The sequence below is a fragment of the Micromonospora sp. ZG13 genome (assembly GCF_059359355.1).
Genome location: NZ_JCADBQ010000002.1, coordinates 735,133 through 762,101 on the forward strand (window position 1 = coordinate 735,133; position 26,969 = coordinate 762,101).

General features: G+C 71.6%; 19 protein-coding genes and 2 tRNA genes. 10 read left to right on the forward strand and 11 right to left on the reverse strand.

Annotation, left to right across the window (positions count from 1 at the left end; translation table 11 throughout):
• Positions 1 to 274 precede the first annotated feature (274 nt).
• A complete protein-coding gene (locus AC5L34_RS07380) occupies positions 275 to 1,792 on the forward strand; it encodes a peptide deformylase (protein ID WP_494824215.1) in 1,518 nt (505 codons plus the stop codon).
• Positions 1,793 to 1,954: 162 nt separating this feature from the next.
• Here AC5L34_RS07380 and AC5L34_RS07385 read toward each other — a convergent pair whose 3' ends face one another.
• Complete coding sequence (locus AC5L34_RS07385) at positions 1,955 to 3,073, reverse strand: globin domain-containing protein (RefSeq protein WP_494824162.1); 1,119 nt, start codon at positions 3,071 to 3,073, stop codon at positions 1,955 to 1,957.
• A 178-nt stretch (positions 3,074 to 3,251) separates the two neighbouring features.
• Between AC5L34_RS07385 and AC5L34_RS07390 the strand changes: the two genes are divergently transcribed.
• Positions 3,252 to 4,022, forward strand: a complete 771-nt coding sequence (locus tag AC5L34_RS07390; RefSeq protein ID WP_101415309.1) for a CPBP family intramembrane glutamic endopeptidase — start codon at positions 3,252 to 3,254, stop codon at positions 4,020 to 4,022.
• Positions 4,023 to 4,181: 159 nt separating this feature from the next.
• Here AC5L34_RS07390 and AC5L34_RS07395 read toward each other — a convergent pair whose 3' ends face one another.
• The gene (locus AC5L34_RS07395) at positions 4,182 to 4,784 is read right to left on the reverse strand and encodes a hypothetical protein (RefSeq protein WP_441174025.1); all 603 of its coding nucleotides are present in this window, start codon (positions 4,782 to 4,784) and stop codon (positions 4,182 to 4,184) included.
• Between the two features lie 145 nt (positions 4,785 to 4,929).
• Between AC5L34_RS07395 and AC5L34_RS07400 the strand changes: the two genes are divergently transcribed.
• The 3 genes from AC5L34_RS07400 (at position 4,930) to AC5L34_RS07410 (ending at position 6,055) form a co-directional block, all read left to right on the forward strand.
• A complete protein-coding gene (locus tag AC5L34_RS07400) occupies positions 4,930 to 5,358 on the forward strand; it encodes a hypothetical protein (RefSeq protein ID WP_441174026.1) in 429 nt (142 codons plus the stop codon).
• Positions 5,359 to 5,855: 497 nt separating this feature from the next.
• Positions 5,856 to 5,946 (forward strand) — tRNA-Ser (locus AC5L34_RS07405).
• 36 nt (positions 5,947 to 5,982) lie between these two features.
• A tRNA-Arg gene (locus AC5L34_RS07410) sits at positions 5,983 to 6,055 on the forward strand.
• A 175-nt stretch (positions 6,056 to 6,230) separates the two neighbouring features.
• On the opposite strand, the gene AC5L34_RS07415 is transcribed toward AC5L34_RS07410, so the two are convergent.
• Positions 6,231 to 7,481 (reverse strand): S8 family peptidase, encoded by a 1,251-nt coding sequence (locus AC5L34_RS07415; RefSeq protein WP_441174027.1) that lies wholly within the window; start codon positions 7,479 to 7,481, stop codon positions 6,231 to 6,233.
• 876 nt (positions 7,482 to 8,357) lie between these two features.
• On the opposite strand from AC5L34_RS07415, the gene AC5L34_RS07420 reads away from it, so the two are divergent.
• Positions 8,358 to 8,981 (forward strand): MFS transporter, encoded by a 624-nt coding sequence (locus AC5L34_RS07420; RefSeq protein WP_441174028.1) that lies wholly within the window; start codon positions 8,358 to 8,360, stop codon positions 8,979 to 8,981.
• A 15-nt stretch (positions 8,982 to 8,996) separates the two neighbouring features.
• On the opposite strand, the gene AC5L34_RS07425 is transcribed toward AC5L34_RS07420, so the two are convergent.
• From AC5L34_RS07425 to AC5L34_RS07435, 3 genes are all read right to left on the reverse strand, one after another.
• A complete protein-coding gene (locus AC5L34_RS07425; RefSeq protein WP_441174029.1) occupies positions 8,997 to 9,305 on the reverse strand; it encodes an NIPSNAP family protein in 309 nt (102 codons plus the stop codon).
• Positions 9,306 to 9,593: 288 nt separating this feature from the next.
• Positions 9,594 to 9,689 carry a VOC family protein gene (locus tag AC5L34_RS07430; RefSeq protein WP_441174030.1) on the reverse strand — a complete coding sequence of 32 codons (96 nt, stop codon included), beginning with the start codon at positions 9,687 to 9,689 and terminating at the stop codon, positions 9,594 to 9,596.
• 94 nt (positions 9,690 to 9,783) lie between these two features.
• Positions 9,784 to 12,012 carry a helix-turn-helix transcriptional regulator gene (locus AC5L34_RS07435; RefSeq protein ID WP_494824165.1) on the reverse strand — a complete coding sequence of 743 codons (2,229 nt, stop codon included), beginning with the start codon at positions 12,010 to 12,012 and terminating at the stop codon, positions 9,784 to 9,786.
• 583 nt (positions 12,013 to 12,595) lie between these two features.
• On the opposite strand from AC5L34_RS07435, the gene AC5L34_RS07440 reads away from it, so the two are divergent.
• Positions 12,596 to 15,595 carry a hypothetical protein gene (locus AC5L34_RS07440; RefSeq protein ID WP_494824166.1) on the forward strand — a complete coding sequence of 1,000 codons (3,000 nt, stop codon included), beginning with the start codon at positions 12,596 to 12,598 and terminating at the stop codon, positions 15,593 to 15,595.
• Between the two features lie 128 nt (positions 15,596 to 15,723).
• Here AC5L34_RS07440 and AC5L34_RS07445 read toward each other — a convergent pair whose 3' ends face one another.
• On the reverse strand, positions 15,724 to 16,080 hold the full coding sequence (locus AC5L34_RS07445; RefSeq protein WP_441174034.1) for a VOC family protein: 357 nt from the start codon (positions 16,078 to 16,080) through the stop codon (positions 15,724 to 15,726).
• Positions 16,081 to 16,248: 168 nt separating this feature from the next.
• Positions 16,249 to 18,117, reverse strand: a complete 1,869-nt coding sequence (locus AC5L34_RS07450; RefSeq protein WP_441174035.1) for an ABC transporter ATP-binding protein — start codon at positions 18,115 to 18,117, stop codon at positions 16,249 to 16,251.
• A gap of 188 nt (positions 18,118 to 18,305) precedes the next feature.
• Here AC5L34_RS07450 and AC5L34_RS07455 point away from each other — a divergent pair, with 188 nt between their 5' ends.
• The 3 genes from AC5L34_RS07455 to AC5L34_RS07465 all read left to right on the forward strand — a co-directional run bounded on the left by AC5L34_RS07455 (position 18,306) and on the right by AC5L34_RS07465 (position 21,142).
• Complete coding sequence (locus AC5L34_RS07455; protein WP_158242044.1) at positions 18,306 to 18,800, forward strand: pyridoxamine 5'-phosphate oxidase family protein; 495 nt, start codon at positions 18,306 to 18,308, stop codon at positions 18,798 to 18,800.
• A 244-nt stretch (positions 18,801 to 19,044) separates the two neighbouring features.
• Positions 19,045 to 19,812 (forward strand): RluA family pseudouridine synthase, encoded by a 768-nt coding sequence (locus tag AC5L34_RS07460; protein WP_441174036.1) that lies wholly within the window; start codon positions 19,045 to 19,047, stop codon positions 19,810 to 19,812.
• A gap of 379 nt (positions 19,813 to 20,191) precedes the next feature.
• A complete protein-coding gene (locus AC5L34_RS07465; protein WP_441174037.1) occupies positions 20,192 to 21,142 on the forward strand; it encodes an alpha/beta fold hydrolase in 951 nt (316 codons plus the stop codon).
• On the opposite strand, the gene fxsT is transcribed toward AC5L34_RS07465, so the two are convergent.
• Genes fxsT through AC5L34_RS07480 form a run of 3 tightly spaced genes read right to left on the reverse strand, consistent with a single transcriptional unit; the run spans position 21,136 to position 26,910 of the window.
• Entirely contained in the window at positions 21,136 to 25,038 is a 3,903-nt protein-coding gene (gene fxsT, locus AC5L34_RS07470) for an FxSxx-COOH system tetratricopeptide repeat protein (protein ID WP_441174038.1), read from the reverse strand. The genes AC5L34_RS07465 and fxsT overlap by 7 nt on opposite strands.
• Complete coding sequence (locus tag AC5L34_RS07475; RefSeq protein ID WP_494824168.1) at positions 25,035 to 26,246, reverse strand: TIR-like protein FxsC; 1,212 nt, start codon at positions 26,244 to 26,246, stop codon at positions 25,035 to 25,037. The genes fxsT and AC5L34_RS07475 overlap by 4 nt, the downstream gene beginning before the upstream one ends.
• On the reverse strand, positions 26,233 to 26,910 hold the full coding sequence (locus AC5L34_RS07480) for a TIR-like protein FxsC (protein WP_089002976.1): 678 nt from the start codon (positions 26,908 to 26,910) through the stop codon (positions 26,233 to 26,235). The genes AC5L34_RS07475 and AC5L34_RS07480 overlap by 14 nt, the downstream gene beginning before the upstream one ends.
• Positions 26,911 to 26,969 lie beyond the last annotated feature (59 nt).

Sequence of the window (26,969 nt, forward strand, 5' to 3'; positions counted from 1 at the left end):
CCGCCCCGTCGTCGCTGTCGCCGGGCGGTACGCCCGTCACTGACTAAGGCTAGCCTAACCACAGTCTGCGGGGTAAGGGAAGCCTCGCCTCTGTCGGATCGGGAGGGGCCGGTCACTCCGCCCGCCGGTCGGCGTACTACCCGGCCCCCGGGGCGGAAAACCCGGCCCAGTATCGGCAATCATCGCTTCCTGTCAATGTTCGTGTCGGCAAGGTGCCAGTTCCGTGTGCGCGTCGCCACAGAACGTGAAACTGATACTCCCGGCCACGAGGAAGCTGATGACCTCACCGCTCGATCGGGCTGCCGACTCCTTCGCCGCCGAGGTCGCCCGGCACCGCACAGGTCGGGGGCTGTCCAAGAAGCAGCTCGCCACCCTGATGCGCTTCGACCCGTCGTACGTCAGCCACGTCGAGGGGCGGCGGCACCGCCCCACCGAGGACTTCGCGCGCCGCGCCGAGGCCGTGCTGGAGGCCAGCGGCGCCATCTGGCAGCGCTTCAAGGAGTACGACGAACTGCGCCACGCCCGGGCCGAGCGGGCACACCGGGAACCACCCGTACCCGGGCAGTGGATGCCGCCCGGCACCGGTCTGATCGTCGAGCGGGAACTCGCCACCCTCACCCACCTGGACGACGCCTACCGCTGCGTCATCCGGCGCGAGCTCTACAACGCCGGCACCGAGCCCGTCACCCGCTACCTGGTGCGGGTCGCCGTCGACCGCTACCCCAACGACCCCGGGCGCTCCAACCTGCACCACCGGGAACACCCGCTGACCTTCGCCGAGCTGCGACTACAGGCGTACCGGGAGGACGGGGACGAGCGGGAGGCGATGCACTGGCGGGCCAAGCACGACCGGGACGCCTTCAAGGAACTGTGGCTGCTCTTCGAGAACACCGACCGGCGCTTCCCCCTCTACCCCGGCGACCGGGCCACCATCGAGTACGCCTACTGCGTCGGGCATGACAAGTGGGGCCCCTGGTTCCAGCGGGCCGTCCGGCTGCCCACCCGGCAGATGGCCGTACGCCTGGACTTTCCGGCGGCCCTCGACCCGCAGGTCTGGGGCGCGGAGACCTCGCTGTCGGCGGAGGAGGGCCCGCTGCGCACACCGGTCACCAAGCAGGAGGACGCCGACCGGGTGATCTTCGACTGGGCGACCGAGGACCCACCGCTCAACGCGCGTTACCGGTTGCAGTGGCGGTTCCGCAGCCGGCCGGAGGCCGAACCGGAGGAGGCCGGGCGGGTCCGGCCCAGCGAGCGGATGCGCGGCATCGGCATCGTGCAGCGCGGCGACGACCTGCTCCGCCAGCCGGCGCGCCCGTTCGACCTGCCCCGCGAGGAACAGGCGGCCCGGGAGGTGGCCGACCGCCTCGCGGCGACCCTGGTCCGCCTCGACGAGATGCACCCGTTCCGCAAGGGGGTGGGCATCGCCGCCCCGCAGCTCGGCCTCGGCCGGGCGGTGGCGGTCGTCCGGCCCCCCGACCGGTCGGCCGACCCGGTCGTGCTGCTCAACCCCCGCGTCGTCGACGCCTCCCCCGACAGCGACGAGCAGTACGAGGGCTGCCTCTCGTTCTTCGACCACCGCGGCCTGGTGCCCCGGCCGCTGCGGCTCGACGTGGAGCACGCCCAGTACGACGGCAGCCGGATCATCACCTCGTTCGAGTTCGGCATGGCCCGGCTCGTCGCCCACGAGATCGACCACCTGGAGGGGCGGCTCTACGTCGACCGGATGGTGCCGGGGGTGCCGCTGGTCCCGGTCGAGGAGTACCGCGAGACCGGCCGGCCCTGGCGCTACTGACTCCACGCACCAGCCGGGCGGCACGACCACGTCCGCGCGGGTGGGAAGGACGGCCGGGCGGACGTGGTCGTGCGGGGCGGTGCCGGTCCGCCCGTCTGGGGGACCGGGGCGCGTGCCCCAGGGGGCAGGGGCACGCGCCCCGGTTCGGGGGGAGGAACGCTTCTAGAGGTTGCCGAAGGTGTCGTAGCGGGTGTTCTCCGGCGGGACGCCGTCCTCGGCGAGGACCCGGAGGGTGGACCGGACCATGCGGGCGGAACCGGAGACGTAACAGTCGTGCGCCGTCCACGGGCCGTACCGGCTGACCACCTCGGAGACGTCGCCCAGCTCGCCGTCGAAGTCGGGATCCTCGCTGCACGCCGGGGTGACCGACAGCCACGGGTGCGCGGCCACCAGCTCCTGGAGCCCGGCCAGGCCGTACAGGTCCGCCGCCGTACGGGCGCCGTAGAAGACGTGCACCCAGCGGGTCCGGTTGTAGCCGGCCAGCTCCTCCACCAGCGCCTTGATCGGAGCCAGCCCGACGCCGCCCGCCACGCAGAGGATGTCCCGCTCCGAGGCGCGGTCCAGGGTCATCGACCCCATCGGCGCCGCCACCCGCAGCAGGTCGCCGGGCTTCACCCGGCGCACCAGCGCCCCCGACACCCAGCCGGCGCCCGCCGGCGTACGGACGTGGAACTCCAGCAGGTTGTTGTCGTTCGGGGCGTTCGCCACCGAGTAGGTGCGCCACACCCGGGGAAGGTGGCGGGGCACCTCCAGGCTCACGTACTGCCCGGCCTTCCACGCCAGCGGAAACTGCAACGCCCGGCAGGTCAGCACGGCCGTGTCCCTGCCGTACCGCTCGTGGGTCAGCACCTCCGCGTGCCAGAACGGCGGGTTGTCGTCGGCCGCCGCGCCGGCCAGCATCTTCTCCGTGATCGCCGCGTACGCGTCCCGCCACGCCTGGTCGTACTCCAGGTTCCAGCCGTCGCCGGCGACGCTGCGCAGCGCGTCGAGCAGCGCGACGCCCATGGTCTCGTAGTGCGCCGCGTCGACGTGGTACTTGCGGTGGTCCCGCCCCAGCGCGCGCAGGTACTCGTCGAAGCTCTCCGGGTCGCCGACCGTCTGGGCGGCCGTGACGATCGCCTCCAGGATCCGGTCGCCCTGCCCGGTCATCTCCACCGGGAAGAGCTTGCGCAGCTCGGGGTCGAGGAGGAAGAGCCGGGCGTAGAAGTGACCGCTCAGCCGCTCCCGGTGCTCCTCGACCAGGGTCCAGCTCTCCTTCAGCAGCCTTGCGAAGTCGTCCACGGGGCGCGCTCCTTCTCCTGACGGCGGATCGGGCACCCATAGAATGTCCACGGAGCGTGTCGACTGGTCGCACAGAATGTGCGATCGGCTCGTGAGGCTCGTTCGGGCGGTGCCGCCGCCCGGTGACGTCGGAGCGGTCGCCGGTCTCATCCCGAGGGACGTCGGGCACAGTGGTGCGGTGACCGTTGAGCTGCAACGCCCGGCGACGCGCCGGATGCTCGGCACCGAGACGCTGCTCGTACTCGGCCTCTCGCTCGGCCAGTCCGCCGTCTACGCGACGGTGTCGATCATCGCGAAGCTGACCGCCGACGGGCCGCTGTCGAAGCAGACCGCCGCGCTCAACACCTCGGCGTCACCCCGGCCGTGGCTGGACCTGACCTACCAGCTGCTCGGGATCGTCTTCGCGCTGCTGCCGGTGCTGCTCGCCGTACACCTGCTGGCGCGGGACCCCGGCGATCCGGCGCGGACGCTCGGCCTGGACGCCCGACGGCCCGGTCAGGACCTGGCCCGCGGCGCCGGCCTGGCCGCGCTCATCGGCCTGCCCGGCCTGGCGCTGTTCTGGGCGGCGGCCCAGCTCGGCGTCAACGCGACGCTGGTGCCGGCCGCGCTGCCCGAGCTCTGGTGGACGGTGCCGGTGCTGATCCTCGCCGCCGTGCAGAACTCGGTGCTGGAGGAGGTGATCGTCGTCGGCTACCTGGTCACCCGCCTGCGCCAACTCCAGTGGCGGATCGGCGCGATCGTCGCGACGAGCGCGTTGCTGCGCGGCTCGTACCACCTCTACCAGGGCTTCGGCGCCTTCCTCGGCAACGTGGTGATGGGCGTCGTGTTCAGCCTCTTCTACCTGCGTACCCGCCGGGTCATGCCGCTCATCGTCGCGCACACGCTGCTCGACGTCGTCGCCTTCGTCGGCTACGCCATGCTGCCGAGGGAGTGGTTCGACTGGCTCTGACCCCCGCCAGCCCTCTCCCTCCCCTCCGCGTCCCCTCCGCGGCCCGCCGCCGGGTGCCGCCCCGGCCGATCTTGGTCGGAAAGCGCCCCTCCGGGGGCCGTTTCGTACCAAGATCTACCAGCGGCCCGCGTCCTTTCCGCCGTTCCGCCAAGCGCAGGCTCAGCGGGGCGCGGGTCGCCGGTAGGCGGTGATCGCGCGGGCGGCGAGCCGCTCGGCCGCCGCCGCGTCCCCGGCCGCCGCCACGAGCACCGCCGCGCCGGGCAGCAGCCGGGACGCCACCCGCAGCGCCAGCCAGCCGCCGGCCTGGGCGGCCAACGGCGCCGCCAGCCGCCACGCCGCCTCCGCCGCCCGGGGCCAGCCCGCCTCGTCGGGCGCGTCCGCCGCCCGGGCCGCCGCCAGCGCCGCCCGCGCGCTCTCCGCGTCCGGGTGCACGCGGGTCAGCACCAGCAGATCCACCGCCCGGTCCGGATGCGCCGGATCCCGGCCGTACGCCGCCGCGAGGTGCAGCACCAGGTTGGCCTGCGCCCACAGCACGGCCGCCAGTTCGGCCACCGGCGCGAAGAGCCCCGCCAGCGCGGCGGTCGCCCCGCCCGCCCCTGCCTGCCGGACGAACCGCCGGGTCGCGAGCCGCGCCAACCCGTCGGCACCCGCGTCGGGGTACGCCTCCCGGATCCGCTGCGCCCAGTCGCGGGCGCGCGGCCCGACCGCCTCGACGGCGGCCAGGGCCAGCAACTCCGGCGCGAACCCGGGATGCTCCAGCATCCGCGTGGCAGCCAGCCGGAGGACAGTTTCCGGCGTACGCCCCAGCGGTGTCTCCGCCGCCCCGGCGCCGGTGTGCCGCTCGACCACCTGCGGGTGCGCGGCGGTTGGGGCTTGGACCGGGGCCTCGGCAGCGACCGTCGCCGGGGTGAGCGTCGCCGGGGCGGCCTTCTTCGCGGGCGTCGCCTTCCGGGCGGGCTCGGCCCTCGCGGCGGGTGCGGCCCTCTTCGTGGGCGTGGCTTTCTTCGCGGGCGTCGCCTTCTTCGCGGGCGCGGCCTTCCGGGCGGCTGTGGTCTTCCGCGCGGGTGTGCCCTTCGTCGCCGCCGGGGGCACCGCGCCTTCCGCCGTCCCCGACTCTGCGTCCGCCGTCCTCAGCTCTGCGTCCGCCCTCCCCGGCCCTGCGGCAACCGTTGCCTCGGCTTGGTCTGTCGCGTCCTTTGCCGTCGTCGGTTGCGTCGGCGCGGCCTTCTTCGTGACCGCCCTCTTCCCGGGCACCTTGCGCGCGGGGGTGGCGTCACCGCCAGAGGTCTCCGCGCCGGAGGTGGACGGGTCCCCAGCGGTGGCGGATCCCGGCTGATCGCCGGCAGGGGCGGGCGCGCCGCCGTCGGTGTGCGCGATGTCACTTCCACGGGTCTCGTCCGCCTGGCCGGGCCGCTCCCGTGGCGCCCGTTCGGCCGCTCGGTCGGCCTGGCGGGGCAGCGGCGGATCGGCCGAGGGTGGCTGGAAGAGCACGGCGGGCGCCGGCTTCGCCCGCCGGGGGCGCTTCCCGGAATCCTCCTGCCCGACTGGCTCGGGCGGGGCGGGCGGCGGGCTGAAGGTCGCCTTCGGGGAGCGGCGGCGTGCTCCCTCAGCAGGCTCTCGGCGGGTCGGCTCGCGCGGCGGCTGCTCCTGCATATCGATGGAGCGTAGTCCTGATCACGTCCGCGCACAGCAGGGAAAGGCGAGGCCGGGGCGAGTCTCGGCCTCGTTCGGGACAGCCCGATGCAGGGGTGGAGGGGCGGACCGGGGAAGTCGCTTTGCTCCTGATGGGTGAGGCCCTGTATCCTCGGGCGCGGTGGTCTGCAGGGCCACCAGGGAGACTTCGCCTAGTCTGGTCTATGGCGCCGCACTGCTAATGCGGTTGGGGTCTTAAAGCCCCTCCCGGGTTCGAATCCCGGAGTCTCCGCGCGAAAGCCGGGTGTGTAGACTGGCCAAGCACCGAGCGCCCGTAGCTCAATGGATAGAGCATCTGACTACGGATCAGAAGGTTAGGGGTTCGAGTCCCTTCGGGCGCACTTCACGATCAAGGCCGTTACCAGCGAAAACGCCGGTAACGGCCTTGATTGCTTTGCTGGTCGGGACGGAGTTTGCCAGGTTTCGGGCGACCCGGACCGGCCCTGCGCGGCCTGCTCGCTCCGTTTCGGGATGGCGAGCGGCTGGCCGCGTGGGCCCGCCGGTGACAGGGTCAGGTCAGAGCGCCGGGGACAGGTGCAGGAGACGGTTGGGCGAGCCGGCCCCCGGGTTGATCACGACCGGGCTGGCGACGCTGAACAGGTAGCTGGCCACCTGGGCCGGTGTCCAGGTCGGGTTGTTGCTGAGCACCCGAGCGGCGACGCCGGCGACGAGCGGCGCGGCGTGTGAGGTGCCGCTGATCGTCTGGGTCGCGGTGATCGAGTTCCACCAGGCCGACGTGATGCGCTCGCCGGGAGCGAAGATGTCCAGGCAGGAGCCGAAGTTTGACCAGCTTGCCCGGTTGTCGTTCGTCGACGTCGCACCTACGGTCAGCGCGGTCGGCACCGACGCGGGTGAGACGGTGCAGGCGCTCACGTTCGAGTTGCCGGCCGGAACCGTTACCGTGATGCCGTCGGCGACCGCGTTCGTCACTGCGGTGTTGAGCGCGAGGGTGGGGCTGGTCAGCACGCCGATGTTCGCCACGGCCGGCTGCCCGGCGGGGTGGTTGCCGATCATCCAGTTGATCCCGTTGATCAACATCGACAGCGTGCTCGGCAGGGCGCAGTCGAACACCTTGACCGCGACCAGCACGACGTTCTTGGCCGCCCCGTAGGTCGTCCCGCCGACGGTGCCGGCGACGTGGGTGCCGTGCCCGCTGCAGTCGTTGGCCGGGAGCGCGCCGTCGACGGCGTCGTAGCCGTACACCGCCTGGCCGCCGAAGTCGACATGGCTGATCTGGATCCCGCTGTCCACGATGTACGCCCGGACGCCGGTCCCGACACTGGTGAAGTTGTAGGTACCACTGAGTCCCAGCGATGCGTCGATCCGATCGAGGTTCCACGGCGCGTTCGTCTGGGTGGTGGCCAAGCTGATCAAACGGTCCTGCTCCACGACCGCCACCGCCGGGTCGGCGGCCAGCCGGCGGGCCACCAGCTCGGAGGTCCGCACGGAGAAGCCGTTCAGCGCGTCGTGCCAGACCTGGTCCGGGCGGAAGCCGTACCGGTCGGCGAGGCGGGACACGCCAGCCTGCCGATCGCCGACCGTACCGTCGCTGTCCTTGAGGGTGACCACGTAGCTGCCGGGCACGGGGGTGGCGTTGCCGGTGCCGAGGATCTCGCCGGTCGTCCCGGACCGCGGTTCGGTGGCGGGTGCCGCAGTGACCGGTCCGGCAGCCACGGTGAGGAGCATGACCGTGGTGACGAGCGTGGCCATGGCGGCCGTTCCGGCTCGACGCTCGCGGGCGAAGATCGTGTGTCGGTGGAGTCTCATCTCCCAGCCTCCCTTTGTTCCGGCCATTCCGGCGGGCGGACGACACGCCGATTGAATGGTCCGAACGGTTTCGCCGGATCGTACCGCCGATATAGGCCCGGATTCCACCGCGGAATTCGAGAAGCCGATCGATGTACGTCTTTTTGGGCGCGAAGTGAGAAGAGTTCTCGCTCGATGTATCAGGGCTGCTTCCGGGGCCTCTACCGCGGCTCCTGTCGTCCGCGGGGCCGCAGGCGGCCTCGTCCTGGGCGCGGCCCCGGGCCTCGTCAAAGCCGTGGCTGGGTCAGAGTCCGATGGGCGTCGGAGGCCATGAACCCGGCGGTCTGGGCGAGCTGCGGCAGGGCGGCGGTGGGACGGCGACCGGCAGTGGCGCTATAGGACGCGCGGCGTGGGAGCCGGGCCACGGTGGTGAACTGGTCGCGGGCCGTGCCGCCCTGATGGTCGTCGAGCTGTCGCGCATGGGCGACGACCGGCCGAATGGGGGGCACCTCAGCAGTGCGTCTTGGGTCGACTGCTCTGCTACCGGGGGAGCCCTGTCCTATCTGGAGCAGTGACGCACCGCCGCCTGCCTGCTCAGCATGCCTCGATCACGTTGAAAATGGGCTCGCTGCAGAATCTTGTCAATCAGGAGCCGACTGCCAACGTGCCGCACCACGATCGGCAACGGAACGCATATCCCGCTACCACAACTGGGACAGCGCTTACGGCCGAGCCCGCTACTGGCCGCTCGAACGCAAGTGCACGGCGTTCATCGACATGGCGCCGGGATACGTCAATCCACTTGTCGTAATCCTGCTCGTCGCGGCGTCGTTGGCCGCACTGCTCGCTCTCGGTCGAGCAGCCCCGCGCAGAAATCTCCGCCGCTCGGGGCCGACGGTGGCCCGCAGGCTGAGAGCCGAGATCGCCGAAGGAGTGCACCACCTCTGGCGAACGCCGGTCCTGCGTACGCTGACCGCCGCGGGCTTCGGCCTCAACGTCGCCGCCGGCGGCGTGCTGGCTCTGCTCGTCGTCCACGCCGACCAGGCTCTCGGCCTGCGCCCGGAGGACCAGCGCCTGGGCCTGCTCTACGCCGCCGCCGCGGTCGGCTCGCTGATCGCCGCCGTCCTCCTGCCCCGAGCCAGCCGGTGGGCCGGCCAGGGAACGGTGTCCATCGCGGGGCTCACCATCTTCGTTGCGGCCCTCGTCGGTCTGGTCGGCACGTCGGCGTTCACCCTGGCGCTGGCCGGATGGGCGATCTGGGCCGTGGCGCGCCTGGGGGTGAACGCGAACGGCATCACCGTGCGCCAACTGCTCACCCCCGATGCGTTGCAGGGCCGCGTCAACACCACCGGGCGCATGCTGGCCTGGGGTGGCACTCCGTTCGGCGCCCTGATCGGCGGGCTGGCCGCAGACACCTACGGGGTCCGGGTCGCGTACCTGATGCTGGCTGTGCCCGTCGTGCTCAGCCTCGCCCTGGTCGTCGCCTCACCGGTGCGTGGCCTGCGCATCGCGGTCGACTAGCTCGGTACGACGTGTTCAGTCGGGCAGAAGCGGGCGCATGAACGTCCTCTCGTACCGCAGGACGCAACCTGACTCGTCGCGGATCCGGTCCGCGGCCACGAAATCCGGATCCTCACCGAACCGTGCGCGGTACCGCTCGTAGGCGGCCAGGCTCTCGAAACTGAACAGGGCCTCCGCCCGGTCGCTGGCACCCTCGGCCGGCAGGAAGTAGCCGTGGTGGACGCCCCCGTGGCGGGCCACCAGTCGCATCCACTCGCGGGCGAAGCGCTCGAACGCCGCGAGCTTGGCCGGGTCGATGGTGTAGTGCACCACGCAGGTGATCATGTGGTCGAGCATAGGTCGACCGGAGCGCTCAAGATCATTCCCGGCGCCGGCCGGACCGATCGGTACGTGCGCCCGTCCGACTGATGGTCCCGGCGGCCGAGGGCGTTCCACCGGCGCTGGCGCGCGGTGCCTATCCTCGCGTCCATGGGAGCTGTCAAGCCGTGGCACTTGTTCGTCCTGACGATCTGCTGCCTCCTGCCGGTCGTGGCGGCGGTCGTCGGCGGCTTCCTGGCGACCCGTCGCTCGCGCAATCGGCGCTGAACCGCCCGACGCGAAGGGGAGACGGCCTCATTCCCCTTCGGCGACGGCGCAGACGCAGAACTCGTTGCCCTCGGGATCGGTGAGTACGACGTAGTCGTCGCTGGGGTCGTGGTCGTGCCGCACGCTGGCCGTGGACCGAGACGTGGTCAGTGCGCTCCTCGCGCAGGCTGCGACCCCAACGCTCCACAAAACTTGACGTCAGGTTGAGCAGCGGGGTTCAGGGAATGAGTCCGTGGCGGCGGGCGGTGGTGACGGCGGCGGTCCGGTGGGCGGCGCCGAGTTTGCGGTAGATGGCGCGGGTCTGGGTTTTGATGGTGTTGAGGCTGACGTGCCGGTGCGCAGCGATCTGCCGCAGAGTCATCGGTGCGGGCAGCAGCCGTAGCAGAGCGTGTTCTTGGGTGGTGAGTGTGGCGGGTTGTCGGGTGACTTGCTGGGCTGGGCGGGGGTACCGGTCGAGTCGGTCGAGGAGTTCGAGCAGCGGGCTGTGCGGGTCGGGGAGTTCGTCGATCAGAGCGCGGGCCTCGGTGATGCAGGCGGCGGCGCCGACGTGCTCGCCGGTGTTCAGGTATAGCTCGGCCAGTTGGGTCAGACCGCAGAGAGTGGGCCAAGGGCTCATCCCGGGAGTGCGCCGACGTAGTGCGAGGGTCAGCTCGAGCAGGGTTTGCGCTCGTTCGTGCTCGCCCTGATGAATGGCGACGGCGGCTTGAGCGATGTAGGCCATGTTGGCCTGTGGCACCTGTTGCAGGCCGAAGTGTTCGGCCAACTCTTCTGCGGCGGCAGCGGTGGCTGCGGCCTGTTCGTGCTGGCCCAGATGGTGTTGCGCGAGCGCGAGCACGCCCGTGGCAAGGGTACGCACCATGGGGGTAGCGGCGTGGCTGGCCATCGCGTGGCGGAGGGGGTCGAGGGCTGCGTGCGATTTGTCGCCGAGGTAGTGAGCGCAGCCGAGGGCGGTGCGGGCCATGGCGTACCAAGGGCTGGTGGGGTCGGTTTCCTGTTCGACGGCGGTGAGCGCGGCCTCGGTCATCGGTTTGAGTCCGTCGAAACCGAAGACGGCCCGGACCAGGGCAGCGGCGGAGGTGACCGATGCCGTGCCGTCCGGTAGCGGTCCTGGGTGGCCGAGGTGTTCAGCGATGCGTAGCCAGTGTTCGACGGCCGGGCGGTCGCCGCTGACGGCGGCGACCCAGGCGGCTGCGATGGCCGCTGGCGCGCTGGCGCCGACCGTGTCGGGGCCGAGGCGGTCAAGCCACGCGCGTACGGTCACCCGTCGTCCGGTGTTGATCGCCGCCATGTAGGCGGAGGCGATTGATGTGATGGCGGTGGCGGTGTCGCCGGCGGCCAGGCTGTGCTCGATCGCGTCTTCGGTGCGGCCTTGCGCGCGCAGCCAGGCGGCGGCACGGCGGTGCAGGCGTGCGACCATGTGCGGTTCGTCGCGATGCAGCCTCTGCCGTAGGGCGTGCTGGATCAGGTGGTGGTGGCGGAACCATTCACCGGTGGTGTCCAGCGGAACCAGCAGCAGTCCGTTTGGGTGGCGCGAGTCGAGAACGGGCAGGTCATCGCCGGCCACCGCCTGGGCCAGGGCGTTGGTGAGCCGCTCCAGGACCGCAGTACGGGCCAGGGCCACGGCCTGCTGGCAGCTGAGGCCGTCGAGGATCTCCTCGGCGATGTAGTCGTCGAGATGGCCGTGGCTCGCGGTCAGATGGGCGAGCACCGCCGCCGCGTCGGCGTGGTGCCGCATCGCGCGGGCGGCCAGGTGCACCGCGACGGGCCAGCCCTCGCTGGCCTCGATCAGGGCCTGCGCGGTGTCGTCGCGTAGGTCGACTCCGGCGGTGACGGTGGTGGCCAGCCAGGCGGCATCACCAGAGTCGAAGCGCAACTCGGTGGGACCGATCTCCAGCAGGCACCCGCTGGCTCGAAGCCGGGCCAAGCGCAGTGGTGGGGTGCGGCGGGAGGCGACCAGCAGTTGGCAGTTGGGCGGTTGTACCGCGACGAACGCGGCGAGCTGGCGGTGACATGCCGGTTCGGTGAGCAGATGGCAATCGTCGATGGCCAGGGTCACCCCGGTCGTAGCGGCCTGCGGGGCGAGCGCCGCGCACACTGCGGGCAGCACTGCGGTGTCGATGTCCGGGTTTGTCTGGCGCAGCAGCCGGGCCACTGTCGTCCACTGCGGTCCTGGCACCGCTGCGCTCAGCGCAGCGAGGATGCCCGACCACAACAGCACGGGGTCGTTGTCGCGCGCGTCGACGGCGAGCACCGCCAGCGCCCGGCGGCGGCCCGGGTGGGCGTGCCACAGTGCCAGCAGTGTGGATTTGCCGTACCCGGCGGGGGCGATCAACGTCACCAGCCGTGCCGCAGCGGCATCGCTGAGCGCGGCAAGCAGTTCGGGACGGCCTGCCCATTCGGGCTGCACGGCGGGAATATGGATCTTGGGCGCGATCAGCGCCTCCACCACACCGGAGGGTCGGCGTGCCGGCCGCGGGTCAGGCCAGCCCGGCCCCATGTTGGTGGGAAGTCTCTCGGGCACCGGCTGACACACCCCCCGCCTCCGGTGCACCACCGGTGCCCAATGCGTCACGCGTAGTGTCGGCGAGGGGAAGGCATCAGTCAATCAAGAGGTCGAGTCTCCGTAGGCGTAACGGATGCCACCGCCTGCCCCGATGCCGACGTTGTCGCCTTGCCGACAGCCCATTCGGCACCCTCCTCGCGCGGCACCTGTCCCGAGGAGGCGGTACGCCCTCAACCGCGCGGGCATCATCCGGCTTTCACCCCTCGGGCCTCCGAGGCGGGGTGATGCGCCATCACCCCTTCGAATGCGATACCTGTGGGCGGCGTCCGACACCCGCCGCCCGTCACGGATAGAAATCCGATCCGTGCTGGCGTTCACGATGGTCTCATCGCCGCTCATTTCCAACTTCAACATCAACTTGTGGCGGATCGGCTTTCGCATCCTCGACCTGTTCAATTATCGGCTCGCAAAACCCTGACAGTCCGATTCGGACTTCCGTTGATCCCCCGCGTGGAAAGGCTCGCCCATGCCCGCAGCTCAGAACGGTCAGAAGCCCGCACCGCCGGCAACCGGTCCTCTCGACGGCGCAACACCGGCAGACCTCCTGCCCGCCAGCGGTGATCATCCGGTCGAGATCGTCCGCTACCAGTCAGTGGTGCTGACCGACATCCCGGGCGCGAAACCGACCCGGAAACTGACCGGGGCCATCGATCTCGGCGAGGAGAACTTGCCGTTCTACGACCGCCCGGCCGAGGGCATGATCGTCACTACTGAGCAGAGTTGGTCGGTGAAGGGCGTCACGCTGGGTCGGCTGCTGCACAGCCTCGCCCTGGCGCCCGGGGAGAGCACCAGAGTCGCCGTCGTCGACTGGGAACGGCGCACCCGCGGCACGGGCACCGAGGCGACCAGTGAGAAGGACCAGCTCACCAGCCGCACCGACCAGGACCGCTCGATCTCCGAGGTGGCCAACACGATCGCCCAGGAGCAGCAGCACGGCACCTCCTCGATGCAACAGGCGTCGACGTCCTCGAGCAAGGGTGGTGGCGGAGGAGTGGCGCTGTTCGGCCTGAACCTCGGCGGCACCTGGAGCAACTCCTCCAACAGTGGCTTCGCGACGAACGTCGTCCGCTCCACCGGCATCCGCTCGGTCGCCTCGGACGCGGCACAGCAGATCAGCGCGCGTACCCAGCAGGTGGCGACGGCGGCTCGCAGCCGGCACATGACGGTGGTCCGGGAGACCTCGCAGTCGGAGAAGGAGCAGGTCACGACCCGGGTGGTGACCAACTACAACCACATGCACGCACTGTCGGTCCAGTACTACGAGGTCGTGCAGGTCTACGAGGTGACGACGAAGCCGGTGACCGCCGAGCGGTGCCTGTTCATCCCGTTGCAGGAGCTCTCCTTCACGCACAACAACCTGCAGCGGTACAAGGAGGTGCTGGCCAGCGTGGCGCCGAAGGAGTGGGCCACCCGGATCCGCGATGCCAATCCCCTCGAGTCGACCGTACGCAAGCTGGAGGGTTGCACCGCGACGGAGGCACCGGCCAATCAGTTGTTCGAAGGGATCGACCTGCTCGACCTCGCGGCGTCGACGATGGGCGTCTACGGTGTACGGAAGCTCGACGGAGCTCCGGTGCGCTTCGATGCCGTCGCGCGGCAGTGGAATCCACTGCCCAACACCGGCCTGCCCGCCAGTGGCCTCAAGCGGATCGCGCCGGGCAAGGACAAGGTCTGGGGAGTCCGGCCCGACAACCGGCTCATGGTCTTCGACGGCACGACGTGGCACCCCGATCTGCACGGCGCGGCCGGCTTGGGCGTCGCCAGTGGCAGCGATGGCACCACCTTCCTCTGGAATGCCTCGGAGATCTACCAGCAGGTCGGGATCAACTGGCAGAAGTCAGTCGTCGCCGTCGACGATCTCGCCGTGGTCAACAACGAGCGAGTCTGGTACTGCAAGGACGGCAAGACCTTCGAGCGGACGGGCACGACCTGGACCGAGCGTCCGGCGCCCGTTCCGGGCATCGTGAGCTTGACCGCGGCGCCGGACGGTGTCATCTGGGGCGTCACCGGAGACAAGAAGATCATGATGATCGAGCCCGGCTCGTCGGCATGGACCCCCGGCAGAATCGGGACCACGCCCATGACCGCAGCTTATCCAGCCAAGATCGTCTCGGCCGGTGGTGGTGAGTTCTGGCTGATGAACGACAAGGGCGTGCTCTACCGGCTGCTGACCGCGCCGCGTGAGGCGCTCACCGCGTTCGACGACCCGCCGCCGCCGGAGTCGGGATGGCCCACCAAGATCGACGTGTGGTGGGACAACGCCGGCATCCGCAGCGTTCGGCTCGTCATCCCCGGCCACACGTACCGCTGCGGCGACACCGGAGGATCGGGCGTGCTGCAACATGGGTCCTACGACTTCAAGCCCGGTGAGAAGCTGCTCTCCGTCGACTACTGGAGTGGCACGGCCGCCCGGGGCAGCCTTGCCGGGCTGCGCCTGACGTTGCAGACCGGGATGGTCAGCTTCGGCCCCGCCGCCGGACCGACCACGCCGGACCTGACCGAGGACGCCGGCGGCGCGGCGATCTGCGGGCTGCTCGGCTCCACCGTCCGCACCGGCAGCCGGACCTACATCGCCGCGCTCGGCTTTCATCTGCGCGGCGGGAAGGTGCCGCAGGCCGTCCTGGACCACCTCAACGACAACCGTCGCTACTACAGCCAGGCCGTCTGGGCGAACGCTGACGAGCTGACGCTGAGCCGCATCCTCGCCAACTACTCCTACCTGCCGCCGGGCGGCAAGGGTGACGCGGTCCCGCTCGGCATGCTGCTCGACCCGAAACCGGTCGCGGCCACCGGCAACTATCTCGGCTTCCGCTGGAACTTCAGCAGCGAGCAGGATCGGCAGGACTGGCTCAAGGCGCGTTCGGCGGACAGCACGATGCTGGGTAAGTCGGTCACCGCCAAGGTCGGCATCGCCACCAACGGCGTCTTCGCCGAAGCCGTCCTGGGCCGCGCCAACGCTGCTGAGAAGATCGACCTGACCCGCTTCTGGAACTGGAAGGACTCGCCGATCCCGATTCTGCCCACGGACATCGCGGCGGTCAGCACCGGCAGCCGCAACCAGGAGGTGGACGTCAAGGTCGCCCAACTCGGCGCGAGTGAGGCCAAGTTCCAGACGGTCGCCGCCCTGCCCGACCCGGCCGCCACGCAGGCGGCGATGCAGGCCCTGTCCACCGCCAACCTGTTCAAGGACATCGCTGGCGCGGCTGAGATGAGTCAGATGCTCAGCAAGGGCATCGAGGCCGCAGCGAGCAATGACAAGGATGCCGGCGCTCGTGCCAACGAGGCCATGAAGACCGCCGCCGAACACCAGCAGAAGATGGCCGCCATCGCTGTCGAAGCGGCGTCCAAGCTGGTCCCGGCCGGAAAGGCCGCGAGCAGCCTCAGCGCCCTCGGCGGAATGATGAACCAGGCCAGCAACGGCAACGGCGCAAACATCTCGGACGATTCCGAGGAAGAGGAGAAGTAGCGGAACCGCGGTGGCGGTATCCAGCGTGCGCTGGTTACCGCCACCGCGGCACCCGAGCAGGTATCCGCGCGGCGACCCGGCGCTCGCGCAACCGGCGCTGAACCGCCCGACGCGAAGGGGAGACGGCCTCATTCCCCTTCGGCGACGGCGCAGACGCAGAACTCGTTGCCCTCGGGATCGGTGAGTACGACGTAGTCGTCGCTGGGGTCGTGGTCGTGCCGCACGTAGCTGGCCCCCAGCGCGAGCAGGCGTTGCACCTCGCCTGCCTGGTCGTCGGTGTAGAGGTCGAAGTGCATCTGGTCGCGGGCGCCGACCGGGCTCTCCGCGACCTGGAGCGAGACGTTGACCCGACGCCCCCGCAGCACCCGGAAGCGTCCCTCGTCGACGACCGGGCCGGGCGCCAGGTGCAGCGCGGCGGCCCAGAACTCCGTCATCACGTCGAGATCCGCACAGTTGATCACGACGCTGCCGAGACGTATCCCCATGGACGAAGTATTGGTGAGCCGACCGCGCCCCGCACTCCGGGCGATGCCCACGGCGGACCCGTCCGGGCGGACCTGCACCGAGCGGGTCGTCGTCGCGCTCGCCGGGGAGGAGCTGGAGCGCGCCGACCGGAGCCGGTGACCACCGCCCGGCGTCCGGACGGCGGACCGTCAGGCCGGCACCGGCTGGTCGAACTGGGTCCGGTACAACTCGGCGTACCGGCCGCCCCGGGCCAGCAGGTCGGGGTGTCGGCCGCGTTCCACGATCCGGCCCTGTTCGAGCACCAGGATCTGGTCGGCGGAACGGATCGTGGAGAGCCGGTGCGCGATGACCACGCTGGTCCGGCCCGTCAACGCCTCGCCCAGCGCCGCCTGCACCGCCGCCTCGGACGTCGAGTCGAGGTGCGCGGTGGCCTCGTCGAGGATCACCACGCGCGGGCGGGACAGCAGCAGCCGGGCGATGGTGAGTCGCTGTCGTTCGCCGCCGGAGAGGCGGTATCCGCGCTCGCCCACGACCGTCTCGAGGCCGTCCGGCAGCGAGCGGATCAGGTCGGCCAACCTGGCCCGGCGCAGCACGTCCCACAGGTCGTCCTCGCCCGCGTCCGGCCGGGCGTAGAGCAGGTTGGCGCGGATCGTGTCGTGCAGCAGGTGACCGTCCTGGGTGACCACCCCGAGGGCGTCCCGGATCGAGTCGCCGGTCAGGTCGCGGACGTCGCGCCCGGAGAGGCGTACGGCGCCGGCCTCCACGTCGTACAGGCGGGGCAGCAGTTGCGCGATGGTGGACTTGCCGGCGCCCGACGAGCCGACCAGGGCGACCATCTGCCCGGGCTCGGCGCGGAACGAGATCCCGTGCAGCACCTCCTCGCCGCCGCGGGCGTCGAGCTTCGCGACGTCCTCCAGCGAGGCCAGGGAGACCTTCTCCGCCGACGGGTACCCGAAGCGGACGTCGTCGAACTCGACCGCCACCGGCCCGTCGGGCAGCGGCCGGGCGTCCGGCCTGTCCTCGATCATCGGCTTGAGGTCCAGGATCTCGAAGACCCGCTCGAAGCTGACCAGCGCACTCATGATCTCCACCCGCGCGCTGGCGAGCGAGGTCAGCGGCGCGTACAGGCGCGACAGCAGCAGGGCGAGCGCGACGACCGCGCCGGCGTCGAGCTGCCCGCGGATGGCGTAGACGCCGCCCAGGCCGTACACCAGAGCCAGCGCGAGGGAACCGACCACCGTGAGGGCCGTGATGAAGACGGTCTGCAACATGGCGGTACGCACGCCGATGTCGCGGACGCGCCGGGCGCGGACGGCGAACACGGCGGACTCCTCCGCCGGTCGCCCGTAGAGCTTGACCAGCGTGGCGCCGGGCGCGGAGAACTTCTCGGTCATCCGGGTGCTCATCGCCGCGTTGAGGTCGGCCGCCTCCCGTTCGAGCCGGGCCAGCCTGCGGCCCATCCTCCGGGCGGGCAGCACGAAGATGGGCAGCAGCAGCAGCGCCAGCAGGGTGATCTGCCAGGAGAAGGTCAGCATCACCGCGAGCGTGAGGACCAGCGTCACGGCGTTGCCGACCACACCCGAGAGCGTGTCGCTGAACGCCTGCTGCGCCCCGATCACGTCGTTGTTGAGCCGCGAGACCAGGGCGCCGGTGCGGGTCCGGGTGAAGAACGCGACCGGCATCCGCTGCACGTGGTCGAAGACGGCGGTCCGCAGGTCGACGATGAGGCCCTCACCGATCCGCGCCGACTGGTAGCGGTTGAGCAGCCCCAGCCCGGCCTCGGCGAGGGCGATGACGGCGATCGCCACGGCCAGCCGCACCACCGTCGACGTGTCGGTGCCGGTGACGATCGCGTCGACCACCCGCCCGGCCAGCACCGGAGCGGCCACGGTCAGTACCGCGGCCACGACGCTGCCCGCCAGGAACCACCCGAGCAGGCGGCGGTGCGGGCGGGCGAAGCCGCCGATCCGCTTGAGGGTCGCCTTCGAGAAGGGCCGCTGCTCGCGCTGATGCATCGCGTGGTGCAGGGACATCCACGCGGTGACTTCCATGCTCATGCCGCGAACCTAGAACCTGGAGCGAGGTTGAGGTCAAGCCGTTTTCCCGTGCGGGCACCGTGGTGGGGGACGGTGGGCACCTTCCGGCATTCCGCGGACCGCCGGGCTGCCCGCTCGCGGACAGGGCCGCCCGGCGATACCCTCCGTGCTGTAACCGTCACCCCGTCGTCGTCAGAGAGGAACCCGTCGTGAACCGTGAGCCGGTCGCGGAACCGTCCTTCGCCAGCGAAGGCGCCGAGCCGATGCCCTGGTCGCGGGCGCACGAGCGGCTGACGGAGGCGGGAGAGTTCTTCCTGTCCACCGTCCGTCCGGACGGCCGGCCGCACGCCGTGCCGTTGCTGGCCCTGTGGCTCGACGACGGCATGTACTTCTGCTCCAGCGGGTCCGCCCACAAGGTCGACAACCTGGCTGCCAACCCGCACTGCGTCCTGACCGTCGGCAGCCCCGAGCTGGACCTGTCGATCGAGGGCACGGCATCGCGGATCAGCGACCCGGCGACGCTGCGGCGCGTCGCCGAGGCCTACGGGAAGAAGTACGGCTGGGAGGTGACCCCGGTCGACGGCGGGATCGACGGCGACGGGATCGGGCCGTCGCCGTACGTCGTCTTCCGGGTGACCCCGGCCAAGGTGGTCGGCATGGACAAGGGATCCGGCTTCAGCGCCACCCGGTGGCGGTTCGCCTGACGAGACAGGCCGGGCGCGTCGGCCGGGCAGCCTGGCTGAGCGGCGGTGGCCAGCGTCGGCCGCGGAGGGTGGCGGCGCGGCAGCCCGGGCGCCGGTCAACCTCGGCAGGCGCGGTCGTCGGGTTGATATCCTCGCCGGGCCGGCCCACCTGGCCGGTGCGAATCCCGCTCCGCGCGGCACCGCTGCCCAGGCGCGGCCGACGGCGATCCGGAGCAGCTCAGGACAGTCGAGAGCCGAGGCGATGATGACCACCTTCAGTTGGTCGGAGCTTCGGCGCCGGCCCGTCCACGAGGACGACCACCTGCTCGTGCTCGACAAGCCCCCGGGCATCTCCGTGATGGGCGAGCGGCACAGCGAATCCCTCACGGACCTGGCTGCCGCCGCCGGCGAGCCGGTGCACTGGGTGCACCGCATCGACAAGGTCACCTCGGGGCTGCTGCTGCTCGCCAGGACGCCCTCGGCGCACGCATCGCTGACCCGGCAGTTCGCCGACCGGGGTGCCGACAAGCGCTATCTGGCCTGGGTCGAGGGGGCGCGGCTGCCCGACCGGGGCACCATCGACCTACCACTGCGGCCGGGCCGCAAGGGCACCATCCGGATCGCGGGGGAGCGCGACGCCATCCGCTACGACGCCGACCGCCGCCGCTTCGCGCTGCCGGAGTCGGCCGTCGACCACTCCAAGCCGTCCTACGAGTCGCGTACCGACTTCGCGACGGCGCTGGTCAGCGGCGACCGTACGCTGCTGGTGCTCAAGCCGGTCACCGGTCGACGCCACCAGATCCGCGTCCACCTGGCCTGGCTGGGCTTCCCGATCGTCGGCGACCCGCTGTTCCAGCGCGGGCAGCCGGACCAGCGGACGTACCTGCACTCGTGGGGCTGCGAGATCACCTGCGACTGGCGGGACGAGCCGCGTACCCAGTTCTGGGCCCCGCCCGGCGAGGAATTCCTCGAGGTCTTCGCCGACGGCCGCAAGCCCCGCCTCGACGACGCCCTCGAGACGCTGGCCGGCTGACCCGGCGCGCGGCCCCACCCCGCGTGAGCCGCCGCGCGCCGACCCGGCGGACCACGCCGGCCCGGCGGACCACGCCGGCCCGGCGGACCACGCCGGCCCGGCGGACCACGCCGGCCCGGCGGACCACGCCGGGCCGCCGGCCGCCCACGATGCGGACCCGCCCCCGGCCACCCGGCGGAAGGGGCAGCCGGAAGTTCCAGCCCAGGGGGACCGTAGGTGTCGTTTCCGACAGATCCGGCCGCTTGTTCCCGCTCGGCATAGCGGCGTGGCGGGCTTGACCATTAGGCTCGATTGCTGAGTGGAGTCGCCGGACACATCGTCTCTACTCGATGCCGGGTTGCGAGTATTGGCTGGTTGCGGCACCGAAGGGCAGGACGGAGTGACCCGAGACGGCGAGCCAGGGGCCGACTTCGCCGAACGCGAGGACAGCAGACGCGTGGCGTACGAGGTGACCGGCGCGCCCGACGGCTTCCCCGTCTTCCTGCTCCACGGCACGCCCGGCAGCCGCCGGGGCCCGAAGCCCCGCGGCATCGTCCTCTACCGCATGGGCGTCCGGCTGATCGCCTACGACCGGCCCGGCTACGGCGACTCCGACCGCCGCGAGGACCGCGACGTCGCCGACGCCGCCCGCGACGTGGAGGCGATCGCCGACCACCTGGGCGTGCAGAAGTTCGCCGTCGTCGGCCGCTCCGGCGGCGGCCCGCACGCCCTCGCCTGCGCCGCCGACGCGCGGCTGCGCGGCCGGGTGACCCGGGTGGCGGTGCTGGTCAGTCTCGCCCCCTGGAACGCGATCGAGCTGGACTGGGTCAACGGCATGAACACCGGCAACGTCCGCGGATTCGGCGTCGGTAGCCCCGACACGGCCGCCGTGGTCGAGGAGATCCGCCAGCGCGCCGAGCGGGCCGCTGCGGATCCGCGGCTGCTCCTGGCGGACCTCAGGACGGAGATGAGCACGGCGGACCGCCGGGCGGTCAACGACCCGGCGCTGCGGCGACTCATCACCGACACCTACGCGGAGGCGCTCCGCTCCGGCCCGTACGGGTGGATCGACGACGTGCTGGCCTTCCGCCGCCCCTGGGGGTTCGACCTCGGGGCGATCGACACCTCGGCGACGCCGGTGCGGCTGTGGCACGGCGCCGACGACAACTTCTCCCCGGTGAGCCACGGCCGCTGGCTGGCCGCGCAGATCCCCGGTGCCGAGATGGAGGTGCAGCCGGGGGCGGCGCACTTCGACGCGGTCGAGGAGCTGCCGCGCATCCTGCGCTGGCTCGTCGACCCCGACGCGGCACTCGGCGCCGACCTGCTGATCGGCGCGCGGCCCGGTCAGTAGGGGTGCGGGTCGAGCACCCGGCGCACGTACCGCCCGTCGCGCAGCACCACGACGCTGGGATGGTGCTGCCCGACCCGGTTGGCGAGCCGGTCGGCGATCCGCATCCGCCCGATGCTCACCCGCCCGCCCGACAACGCCTGGTGGGCGGTCTCCAGGTTGCCCCGGGCCCGCAGCGTGTCGGGGTGCTCGGGCCCGAGCACCTCGGTGAGCTGCTCCACCACGGCCCGCAGCCGGTCGCGGCCCTTCTCCGGCTCCCCGGCGAGGATGGTGAAGACCGCGACGTTGTTGGCCGCCGCCATGGCGAACGGATGCCGTTCGCCGAGCGTGGTGAGCATCGTCCGCGTCGTCGTGTCGGTGAGCGACCGGCCGGTGCCGGTGTCGCCCGCGTCCCACAGGGCCACGCCGAGATTGATCCGGCAGACCAGCGAGTACGGGTGCTCGGCGCCGAACACCTCCACGAACTGCTGCTCCACCTCGCTCAGCTCCGTCAGGGCCTGCGCGTTCTGCCCCTGCAACATCATGTTGGCCGTCCGGCTGAGCCGGCTGAACAGCGTGTCCGGGTTGGTCGGCCCGAGGGTGGCCAGCAGCCGCTGGTAGGTCTCGTCGAGCAGCTGGGCGGCCTCGGCGATGTCTCCGGTGCTGCGCAGCGACACGGCCAGGTTGGCCTGCGCGGTGAGCACGGCACGGGAGTGGTCGCCGAAGAGGTTCCGGTAGCCGGTCACCACCTCCCGCAGCAGCGCCACGGAACCCTCGTAGTCGCCGGTCTCCCGCAGGTCGCGGGCGAGGTTGTTGGCCGACACCAGGGTGTTCGGGTGCTCCGGGCCGAGCACGACCCGTAGCCGCCGGTTGGTGGCCCCGTCGAGGTCGAGGGCCCTGTCGAACATCCCCACCAGGCGGTACGACGCAGCGAGGTTGTTCGCCGCGTTCAGCGTGCGGCGGTGGTCCTCGCCGAAGACCTCGACCGACGCGGCGTACGTCCGCTGGGTGCGCTCCAGCGCCTCCTGGTATCGACCCAGGGTGCACAGGTCCGCCCCGTAACCGCCGGCGGTCATCAGCGTGTGCGGGTGGCTGTCGCCGATCAGCTCCTCCTGCTGGCGCAGCGTGTCCTCGTCCAGCCGGTAGGCCTCCTCGAACCGCCCGAGGCTGCGCAGCAGGTTCGCCCAGTTGAACCGCAGGTGCAGCAGCTGGACGCGCAGCTTGCGGTGTTCCGGCCCGTCCGGCGGCAGTTCCTCCAGCAGCGCCGACCAGACGGCCTCGGTCTCCCGCGCGTACCGCTCGCCCTGCTCGTATCCGCCGCTGACGTAGATGTAGCGGACCCGGTCGATGACCAGCTGCCGGACGTCGTCGTCGTCGCAGGAGATCGCGCCGGAGCCGTCGAGGTGCGGCCAGAGCATCCGGAACCGTTGCCGGTTCGCCGGGTCCTCCACCTCGCCCGGCGGTCGGGATCCGGCGAGGATCTGGTGCACCTCGTGCTTGGCCGTGACCAGTTCGTCGTCGCTCATCCGGGCGCGCAGGGCGGTCTGCAACAACCGGTGCACCTGCACCCGGTGGGCGTGCGGGTCCAGCTTGATCAGCGCGAGCTTGTTCATCCGCTGCACCAGCGTCGCCGCGATGTCACGTTCGGACACCCGGTCGGCCACCCGCGCGGCGACCACCGGGTCGTGCGGGGCGATGACCCGCGCCACCTGGTCGCCGTAGAGCAGGTCCAGGGAGATCTCCGGGGCGAGCACCGACGCGAGCTGAAGCAGACGGTACGCCCCCGGGGAGCCCTCCCTCAGCCGCTGCAACGGGAGGTCCCAGACCTCCGTCTCCAGGCCGGTGCGGCGCAGCCCGGCCAGGTATTCGTCGACCGGCGTGCGGGTGTCGGCCAGCCACGCCCCGACCGTCGCGACGAAGATCGGCACGTTCTCCACGGCGTCGGCGACCCGCTCGGCCTCGGCGACGCTCATCAGGTGCTCGCCCAGGCGGGCGCGCAGGTGCGCCACGCTCTCCGCCCGCTCGAACTCGTCGACGTCCACGGCCCGCGCCAGGTCGCCCCAGTCCGGGTTGCGGGTGGTGACCAGCACGTGCCCGTTGCCCTGCGGCAGGTAGGGCCGGACGTCCTCGTAGAGGTCGGCGTTGTCGAAGATGAGCAGCCAGTGCGGCGGCGGGCTGCCGTCGGCGCGGCGCTCGGTCTGGCTCAGCCGCTGCCGCAGCGCCCGGTTGGTCTCCGGGATCGTGGTCTGGGGCAGGCCCAGCTCCTCGGCGAGCTCCACCATCCGCACGTCGACGAACTGCGGCGGGTCGGCGGCGACCCACCAGATGATGTCGTACGCACCCCGGAACCGGTGGGCGTACTCGATGGCGAGCTGCGTCTTGCCGAGACCGGGGCCGCCCCGCAGCGCGACCGGTGTCCCGCCGCCTGCGGCCTTCAGCTCCTCCCGGAGCCTGCGCAGCAGATCCTCGCGCCCGGTGAAGCGGGCGTTGCGGGCCGGCGCGTTGAACACGGCGGCGCGTACGCCCGGGAAGCGGGCCGGGCGCAGACCGGCCGCGCCCACCGTCCGGCCGACCAGCTTCAGCAGGTGGGTCGCCGCGTCCTCGGCCGTGAGGTCGTGCACCGACGTCCAGCTCCCGACCGGAACGTCCGGCACGGGCGGGGTGTCGTCGACGTGCACGGCCAGCCAGCTCGGCGCGGCCCGGTCCTCGGGGCCGGTGCGGGAGCGCTGGGCCGCCAGGTAGGCCCGGGAGACCAGCCGGACCTCGCGGAACGCCGTGCCTGTCGGCTCGGGTGCCGGCCCGTCCAGCGCGGCGGTCACCACCCGGAGATCCGCGGAGTTGAGCACCGCCTGCGCCCACTCCGCCCAGATCTGGTCCTCGGGCGCGTGCCGGAGCAGGATCAGCTCGTCGACGACCGCCGGCTTGCGTTCGAAGCGCTGCACCGTCCGGCGGCGCAGCTGGTCGTCCATCCGGGGCAGGCCGGTGATCCTGCCGTTGGTGATGTGGCTGGTCAACGTCTCGTACGCCGACAGCAGGGTGGTGCGCCCGCCCGGCTCGTCGCCGAAGGTCGCCAGCGTCTCCTCGTAGGCGTAGTACGCGCGGTAGGGCACCTCGACGGTGAGCCAGTAGGCCTGCCGCTCGCTGTCGGTCATGCCACCCGGCAGGCCGGTGAACTTCTGCATGGCCAGCGACCGCCCGGCGTCGCGCTTGCTCTTCTCCCCGTCGTCGACCCGCATCGGCACGGGCAGCACCCGGCGGGCCCGGCGCCCCTCGTAGTCCCGGACCCGGGCGGCCACCGCCGCGGCACCGTCGATGCCCTGGTCGCTGAGGGTGAAGCAGTCGACCAGGACGTCGGGCAGGTGGATGGTGCAGATCTCGGCGACGTCGCTGATGCCGGTGCGGCTGTCGATGAGCGCGTAGTCGTAGTGCCGCTTCATGTCCTCGCGCAGCGCGTCGAAGAACTGCGCGCCGCCGAGCCGGTTGTAGAAGTTGTCCCAGTTGAGGCCGGTCACGCTGGTCGCGTAGTCGGGGTTGTGCCGGCCGGCCAGCAGCAGGTCGAGGCTGCCGCCGCCGGGGAACTCCCAGCCCACCGAGAACGCGTAGCGGTGGACGCGCGCGTACTCCCGGTGCCAGTCGCCGGGGCGGGGGTCGGCGCCGGTCTCCTCCCGCCGGCGGGCGTTCTCCCACTCGTAGTCGAGGATCAGGTCCATGACCCCGCCGGTGGTCGCGACCTGCTCCGCGTCGAGGAACGGGGCGTAGAAGCGGTGCAGGCCGGGAGACTCCAGGTCCCAGTCGGCGACGAGCACCCGCTGGCCGTTCGCGGCGAGGATCCAGGCGGTGTTGGCCAGCGCCATCGTGCGGCCCGTACCGCCCTTGTAGGAGTAGAAGGTGATGACCTGCCCTTCGCGCGATGGCGTCATCGCTCGTCCTTCCCTCGCGTCGTGTCGAACGGCCGCAGCGGCGGCAGGCCCGGACCGGACCCCGTCGGTCCGTCGGGCGGCCGGGCCGGGCGCAGGCTGGGCCTCGGGGTGACCGGGCCGTCCGGCGGGTCGACCGGGCCGTACCGCAGGAACTGTTTGCGGGCCTCGGTGACCAGCAGCGGGGTGCAGCGCTCGAACTCGTCGATCCCCCGTACCGGCATGACCCGCGGGAACCCGGCGCCCTGCAACGCCTCGGAGACCGACTCAGGCGCCGTCTCGCCGCGCTCGTGGTCGGCGGCGATGACCAGCGGCACGACCCAGCGGGGCAGATCGTCCAGCGCCGACCGGATGGCGGTCGCTCCGGTCGCGGCGTCCACCAGCACGACGGTGGGGCTCCGCGGCGCCAGGGCCCGGGCCGCCGCCAGGTCGACGACCCGGGTGGGCAGACCGAGCCGCTCGGCGGTCGCGGCGACGTAGTCGGCCACGGCCAGCTCGTGCTGCCCCGCGTAGGGCCGCCATCGTGCGTGGTCGGTGAGGGTGGTGACGACCAGCGCCGGGCCGACGCTGTCGGGCACCGGGTGGCTGGACAGCGTCGCCGCCCGGGACCTGGCCAGCGGCTGCCTCTCAGCCACCGTGACGATCCGCTTCGCCAGTGCGCCGAGGACCCGCAGGTACTGGTCGTGGTAGGCGCTGAGCTTGCAGAGGGCGCGCAGCCCGTTCTCGGCGTAGTCGGCCCGGTCGCCGGCGTCCGGCACCAGGTCGAGGGCCCGGGTCGTCTCCGGCCGGTCGCCCCAGGACGGCAGCGGCAGCCACAGCACCGGCACCAGGTGCTGCTCGGCCTGCGCCGGGGCGAGCCGGGTGAGCCGGCTGCGGAACGACTCGCGTTCGCCCAGCGCCCACGCGTTGCGGAAGTAGTTCGGCGAGTGCAGCGGCACGAAGACGTGCGCGAGGCTGAGCGCGTCGGTGAGCGTCTGCCGCAGGTCGGCGCCCGGGCTGACCTGGCCGTCGTAGAAGCCGGCGTCGAGGTCGCCGCCCCTGGTGGCGGCGTGCCGGACGGCGGTGGCCAGATCGTTGAAGAACCGGTTGACCCAGTAGTCGGTGTCCGGGCGCACACCGGCCGACAGCGGCACCGAGTGCGCGTAGCTGAGGAAGAAGTAGGTCTCCCGGCGGGGCACGCCGCGGGGCGGGGCGGGGTCAGACCACGTCATGTCCGCCCTCCTCGAACGTGGTGCGCAACTGCCGTACGTCGGCGGGGACCTGCGCCTGCACCCAGTGCGTCTGGTAGGCCCGGGCGATGCGCTGCGCCAGCCGCCAGACCACCGCGTCGTAGGCGGCCTTGCCGGTGTCGCCGAGGCTCAGCAGGCCGTAGATGCCCTCTTCGTGGTATTGCGGGGCGATCTCCGGGGGCAGCCGGGTGGGGGTGAACATCTGCCGCCGCGACACGGCCGCCGGCAGGCGGCGACGGTCCACCAGGGACCAGTTCACCGGAATGACCGGCGTCTCCCCCGCCGACGGATCGGCGCCCGGCCGGGTCAGGATCGGCCGGCGGGTGAACGCGTCCCACTCCCGGGCGCACCAGTCGCTGTTGAGGTAGTGGGTGGAGATCAACGGGATGAAGACCTGGCAGTGCCCGGCGGCGAAGGCGAGGTCGTCGGTCCACACCTGCCCGCCGTCGAGCATCCGGTCCATGAACCCCGCCGTGCGCCCAGGGCCGAGGCCGAGCAGCTCGACGACGTGGTCGGACAGGTCGACGAAGAGCTGGAAGACCTTCTGGTTGGTGTCGCGGGGTGCCGCGACCTGGTTCTTCTTGTGGGCGTAGCTGAGGAAGAACACGGGGGCGCTCTCGTCCTCCCAGAGTGTTTCCTCTGCCACCTGAGGCTCCCGACCGGTGCGGCGACTCCCGACCGTCCACAGTATCGAGCGCGGCCAAC